This is a genomic window from Desulfovibrio sp. 1214_IL3152 (genome assembly GCF_036763055.1).
Classification (GTDB): domain Bacteria; phylum Desulfobacterota; class Desulfovibrionia; order Desulfovibrionales; family Desulfovibrionaceae; genus Desulfovibrio.
On sequence record NZ_JBAIYW010000491.1, the window covers coordinates 1 to 4,403 of the forward strand.

Below are 4,403 nucleotides of genomic sequence, written 5' to 3' on the forward strand. Positions count from 1 at the left end.
TGTGACCGGGGATGTGCCCCATGATGCCCTGAGAGGCGCTGTGGTCTGGCGCTGAGGGATCGGGCCTGTCCACCCGGCGCATGGCTACGGTGATGACCTCGGCGCCGCTGGCTTCGGCCACTGCCGGGATAAACCCGTCAGAGCCATATTTTCCCGTACCGATAAAAAGGCGGCTGCCAAGACTGATGCCGCCGAGAATAAAGGGATCGCTGCTATTCATGACATGCTCCGCGCAAAAGCGCTGCTGAAGATTGTGCTGCTGCAAAACACTGCGCCCTGTTTTTCACGGGGCATGCCGTCTTTGGCAGGTGGATTTTGGCTGCTCCACTGGGGCTGAAAACGGCTCGCACTGTGCGGCAATATTTTGCAGTCAGGAAAGAAATGTTTGCGTCTGTTACGCCGGAACGGCTGTTTTGCGCGCGGCATCCGCGCACGCAGTCCGTCCGGTTGTGCTCTTGCAGCCGGGCAGGTCTTCGCAATATGCACGCAGACAGTCAAAGATTTCCGGGATGCGGGCTGCCTAGCCGCCGCCTACAAAATGCACAATCTCCAGTTTGTCCCCCTGCTGCAGAAAGGTTTGCGCAAATGCCTCTCTGGCAAGGATGCGTTCGTTGTGCTCCACCACTACCGTGCTGGCCTCATGCCCGCGCTCGGCCAGAAAGCGGGCCACGCTGACCTGGGGAGCGCAACTTTCGGGCTGCCCGTTGACCACAATGTTCATAATGAATCTCCATAGGTTACAAAGCCTGTTTCGGGCTGCGGGCATGTGTTTTTCGGCTTTTCAAGGGCGCAAAAAAACCCGCAGAACCAATACGGCTGCGGGCAAGCACAAACCTGTTTCCAGGTTGGGCCAGCTTCCCTTCGTCGGCACTATCCGCGTCAGGTGCAGAACCGCGTTTTTTTGCGCGGTTCTAGGGGTCAGGGCGCGACAGCCCTTTCTCAGCCATGATGGCTCCCCCAGCCGGTTTTTTGACGATAGACCCATGCCGGGCGGAATGCAAGCCTGCCAGAAGAGGGAAAGCGCGCCGCGCGGAAAAGGCCGGAACAGCAGTGCCGATGGATCAGCACGAGGAATGTGGATGTGCTCTTTTTGGGGCGTAAAAAAGTATAAAGGGATAATTTTTTATTGGGAAAGGGTGGGGAGGGTTCCACGGGAGTGTCCGCATTGTTATAAATAATAATCATTAATATTTTAAGTATTTTATATTTGTAAGTCGCGGCGGGCAACGATTTCGGCAGTGCCGTATGGCAGTTTTTTTCGTGTTGCGCCAGGCATAAATGCCCTTGACCGGCATGGACAGGGACGTCCGAAGGGTGTAGCAGAAAAACAGGAAAAATTGTCAAAAACCTGTATTTCCTGCTTTGGGTGCAGTTTTTTGTTTTAGTGTGGGCGTATTCTTGTGAATATTTTTGTGAGGAGGGCTGCTGAACACGCAACTATTTTGACGTGACACGCCGTTGTTTGTGCAAGTTCATTAAAATTCTGCAAGTATGGCTTGCTGCCTGATCGAGAAAGTTGATTCAAGTTCAGACGGGGGAATTTGTAATGGAAGCTCTTGAAAACATAAATGCCATAACCCTTGTGTTTGCGGCATTATGCATTTTTGCCATTTCATACCGTATTTACGGCATCTTTTTGGCAAACAAGGTTTTGCGGCTGGATGCAAGCCGCAGTACGCCCTCGGTGCGCTTTGCCGACGGACACGACTATGTAAAAACCAATGAATATGTTTTGTACGGCCACCATTTTGCCGCCATTGCCGCGGCCGGGCCTCTTGTGGGGCCTGTGCTGGCCGCCCAGTTCGGTTATCTGCCGGGCGCCCTGTGGATTCTGGTGGGCTGCGTTCTTGGCGGCGCGGTTCACGACATGGTGGTTCTTTTTGCCTCTGTGCGACATAAAGGACAGAGCCTCGCCGCCATCGCCACGCGCGAGGTCGGTCGAGTCACGGGAACCGTGGCGGGCGTGGCGGTTCTGTGCATTCTCATCCTTACGCTGGCCGGTCTTTCCCTGGCGTGCATCAGCGCCATGCACAACGCGCCCTGGTCGCTGTTCATCGTGGTCATAACCATGCCCATTGCCATGATTATGGGCCTTATCATGCGCTACAAGAAGAACAGTGTGCTTTTTGCCAGTCTTCTTGGACTGGTGCTGCTGGTTGTGGGCATTCTGAGCGGCCATGACCTCATGAAGCACGACGTGCTCGGCTGGGCTTTTGACTGGGACAGAAACACGGTCGCCATCGCCATTGCGGTGTACGGCTTTTTTGCCTCGGTGTTGCCCGTATGGTTTTTGCTGGTGCCGCGCGACTACCTTTCCACCTACCTGAAGATCGGCACCATCCTCATGCTTACGGTGGGCATCATCTTTGTGCAGCCCACCATTCTCATGCCCACCATCACGCCCTTTATCAACGGCGGCGGCCCTGTCATCGGCGGCCCCGTCATGCCCTTCATCTTTATCACCATCGCCTGCGGAGCCATTTCGGGCTTTCATGCCATTATCGGTACGGGAACCACGCCCAAGATGATCGGCAACGAGCGTGATATTCTGTTTGTCGGGTACGGGGCCATGCTCACCGAAGGCTTTGTAGCCATGATGGCCCTGATCGCGGCCTGCACCCTGATGCCCGGCGACTATTTTGCCATCAACGCTGCTCCGGCCAAGTATGACGCCCTGCTGGCCGCCCACCCCAACCTGCATACCGTGGACCTGACCTTTTTTGAAGAAAAGATCGGCCTGAACCTGCACGCCCGGCCCGGCGGCGCAGTGTCCCTGGCAGTGGGCATGGCTCATATCTTCCACAAGATCCCTTACATGGATCACCTGATGGCCTACTGGTACAATTTTGCCGTCATGTTTGAAGCGGTGTTCATCCTTACCGCCATTGACTCCGGCACGCGCGTGGGCCGCTTCTTCCTTCAGGAAATGCTCGGCAAGGTATATGCTCCGTTCGGCGACAAAAACTGGGTTCCGGGCATTGTCATCACCAGTCTGGCCTTCACCTCCATGTGGGGCTATCTGGTGTATACCGGCAACATCAGCAATATTTGGCCGCTGTTCGGCATGAGCAATCAACTGCTGGCTGCCTGCGCCCTTATCGTCTGCACCAGCATGCTGCTGCGCATGAACAGGGGCAAGTACTGCCTGGTGACGGCCATTCCCGGCATTTTTATGACCGTGGTGACGTTCTGGGCGGGCTACCTTCAGTTGACCACAGACTATATCCCCAACGGCAAGTACCTGCTGGCCGCCCTGGCCTGCCTGGTTATGGTGCTGATGGTCTTTGTCATCGTGGGAACCTTCCGCCGCTGGACCGAACTGATGGGAATAAAGACACTGGTCACCGACTCTTATGGCGAATCGGTGCGTGAGCTGGCTGAAGAATAGTTGCTGTTTCCTGTTTTTGGAGTGGATTATGAAAAAGGCTCCGCTGCCTCGCAGCGGAGCCTTTTTTTGAAGCCGCCGCCGTGCCTGTGGCTGACAGAGTGGTTTTTTTGGAGTGTAGAAGGACGGAAAATAAATTTTCAATTTATATACTACTAGCTTCAGATAAATATGTTATAAAAATTGAGACATGAGATAATTTAAAAAAAATGACAGTTCTGTGAAAAAGAGAACTTGTCAAGGGGGTGGAGGTTTGATAGCTTGAGCGCGCAAACAGTTTTTGCCGGCAGCTTTGTGCCGCCGGTATAGTCGTGCTGCACTGCTCCCACTAGACACTGGCTAAAAAGCGGAAGACCGGACCTACCCCACCGGATTCCGCAGCGGTACGACCATAAAGCCGCTCTGCGGCTTATGACATGACAAGCGCCGGATTTTGCCGGTGCAAAACATAGGCGGGCAAGCCCGCGCAACTGAGCCGGATTTGATGAGCGGGACCGCATTTCCGCGAGCGCCTGGCGGCCTGAGCCGCCGAGTGTCTTCAAAATTGCCGGTGCGTCTGGACGGACTGCGGAACGGCATGGCCGGGTCGCAGGGCGTACGCTGCCGTACAGACAGCACCACCCGGCGAAGCTCAAGGTTCCTTGCAGACCCTGGGCGTCAACTGCTGGCTTGGATCAGACGCCAGAACCCCCGGTCAATTGTTGGCCGGGGGTTCTATGTTTTATGCTGTACCGTTTATCTGCGTAATTGTTATTGTCGAGCGCTGTAGTGGGCGCCTTGAGGCTTTGCGAAGGAAACACTCAACGCTAAAATATTTTAGTCCAGACCCATTGCCTTGCCGATTTTTTTGGCGGCCTTTTTGACTTTTTGCAGCGGGGTCTGCTCCCCGGCAGCCTCAAATTCGCGCAGCAGTTCTTCCTGCCGGGCCGAAAGGCGTGTGGGTGTGAGCACCTTGACCTCTACCAGCATGTCGCCGCGCTGCTTGCGGCCGGGGTAGGGCATGCCCTCGCCCGCCATG

General features: G+C 55.2%; 3 protein-coding genes and 2 pseudogenes. 1 reads left to right on the top strand and 4 read right to left on the bottom strand.

The genetic code is table 11. From position 1 onward, the window contains the following. The 3 genes and pseudogenes from V6C07_RS10440 to V6C07_RS10450 form a co-directional block, all read right to left on the bottom strand. A pseudogene (locus V6C07_RS10440) lies at positions 1-220 on the bottom strand (thiazole synthase); the annotation flags it as partial. Between the two features lie 300 nt (positions 221-520). After that, the gene (gene thiS / locus V6C07_RS10445) at positions 521-721 is read right to left on the bottom strand and encodes a sulfur carrier protein ThiS (protein WP_333536406.1); all 201 of its coding nucleotides are present in this window, start codon (positions 719-721) and stop codon (positions 521-523) included. A 218-nt stretch (positions 722-939) separates the two neighbouring features. After that, entirely contained in the window at positions 940-1,344 is a 405-nt protein-coding gene (locus tag V6C07_RS10450) for a hypothetical protein (protein ID WP_333536407.1), read from the bottom strand. 202 nt (positions 1,345-1,546) lie between these two features. Here V6C07_RS10450 and V6C07_RS10455 point away from each other — a divergent pair, with 202 nt between their 5' ends. Further along, on the top strand, positions 1,547-3,388 hold the full coding sequence (locus V6C07_RS10455; RefSeq protein WP_333536408.1) for a carbon starvation CstA family protein: 1,842 nt from the start codon (positions 1,547-1,549) through the stop codon (positions 3,386-3,388). 813 nt (positions 3,389-4,201) lie between these two features. Here the strand turns inward: V6C07_RS10455 and V6C07_RS10460 are convergent. Then, a pseudogene (locus V6C07_RS10460) lies at positions 4,202-4,403 on the bottom strand (molecular chaperone DnaJ); the annotation flags it as partial.